Annotated in this window: 1 rRNA gene; it reads right to left on the bottom strand. The window is 49.8% G+C overall.

Annotated features, from left to right (window positions below):
- Nucleotides 1–67: 67 nt before the first annotated feature.
- Nucleotides 68–1,633 (bottom strand): 16S ribosomal RNA (locus FC61_RS12230).
- Nucleotides 1,634–1,782: the final 149 nt, after the last annotated feature.

Consider the following 1,782-nt stretch of genomic DNA (forward strand, 5'->3'; position numbering starts at 1 on the left):
GAGAGGTAAGCCCCTCAAAACTGAACATTGTTTCAACAAGTATGTGTAGCCTCCGTATATTCCTTAGAAAGGAGGTGATCCAGCCGCAGGTTCTCCTACGGCTACCTTGTTACGACTTCACCCTAATCATCTGTCCCACCTTAGACGGCTGACTCCCGAAGGTTATCTCACCGGCTTTGGGTGTTACAAACTCTCATGGTGTGACGGGCGGTGTGTACAAGGCCCGGGAACGTATTCACCGCGGCATGCTGATCCGCGATTACTAGCGATTCCAACTTCATGTAGGCGAGTTGCAGCCTACAATCCGAACTGAGAACGGCTTTAAGAGATTAGCTTAGCCTCACGACTTCGCGACTCGTTGTACCGTCCATTGTAGCACGTGTGTAGCCCAGGTCATAAGGGGCATGATGATTTGACGTCATCCCCACCTTCCTCCGGTTTGTCACCGGCAGTCTCACCAGAGTGCCCAACTGAATGCTGGCAACTGATAATAAGGGTTGCGCTCGTTGCGGGACTTAACCCAACATCTCACGACACGAGCTGACGACAACCATGCACCACCTGTCATTCTGTCCCCGAAGGGAACGTCTTATCTCTAAGATTGGCAGAAGATGTCAAGACCTGGTAAGGTTCTTCGCGTAGCTTCGAATTAAACCACATGCTCCACCGCTTGTGCGGGCCCCCGTCAATTCCTTTGAGTTTCAACCTTGCGGTCGTACTCCCCAGGCGGAGTGCTTAATGCGTTAGCTGCAGCACTGAAGGGCGGAAACCCTCCAACACTTAGCACTCATCGTTTACGGCATGGACTACCAGGGTATCTAATCCTGTTCGCTACCCATGCTTTCGAGCCTCAGCGTCAGTTACAGACTAGACAGCCGCCTTCGCCACTGGTGTTCTTCCATATATCTACGCATTCCACCGCTACACATGGAGTTCCACTGTCCTCTTCTGCACTCAAGTCTCCCAGTTTCCGATGCACTTCTCCGGTTAAGCCGAAGGCTTTCACATCAGACTTAAAAAACCGCCTGCGCTCGCTTTACGCCCAATAAATCCGGACAACGCTTGCCACCTACGTATTACCGCGGCTGCTGGCACGTAGTTAGCCGTGGCTTTCTGGTTAAATACCGTCAACCCTTGAACAGTTACTCTCAAAGGTGTTCTTCTTTAACAACAGAGTTTTACGAGCCGAAACCCTTCTTCACTCACGCGGCATTGCTCCATCAGACTTTCGTCCATTGTGGAAGATTCCCTACTGCTGCCTCCCGTAGGAGTTTGGGCCGTGTCTCAGTCCCAATGTGGCCGATTACCCTCTCAGGTCGGCTACGTATCATCGTCTTGGTGGGCCTTTACCTCACCAACTAACTAATACGCCGCGGGATCATCCAGAAGTGATAGCCGAAGCCACCTTTCAAACAAAATCCATGCGGATTTTGTTGTTATACGGTATTAGCACCTGTTTCCAAGTGTTATCCCCTGCTTCTGGGCAGATTTCCCACGTGTTACTCACCAGTTCGCCACTCGCTTCATTGTTGAAATCAGTGCAAGCACGTCATTCAACGGAAGCTCGTTCGACTTGCATGTATTAGGCATGCCGCCAGCGTTCGTCCTGAGCCAGGATCAAACTCTCATCTTATGATGAGAACTTAAGTAAGCTCATCGATTGTTGTTACATTTTTAAAAGCGAATTGACTTCGCAAATATTGTTTGGGTTTGATTCTAAAATCAAACCGCCCTACACATATTTGGTTTGTCGAAACAATGTTCAGTTTTCAAAGGTCTACC

This window comes from Levilactobacillus brevis ATCC 14869 = DSM 20054 (genome assembly GCF_001433855.1).
Taxonomy (GTDB): Bacteria; Bacillota; Bacilli; order Lactobacillales; family Lactobacillaceae; genus Levilactobacillus; species Levilactobacillus brevis.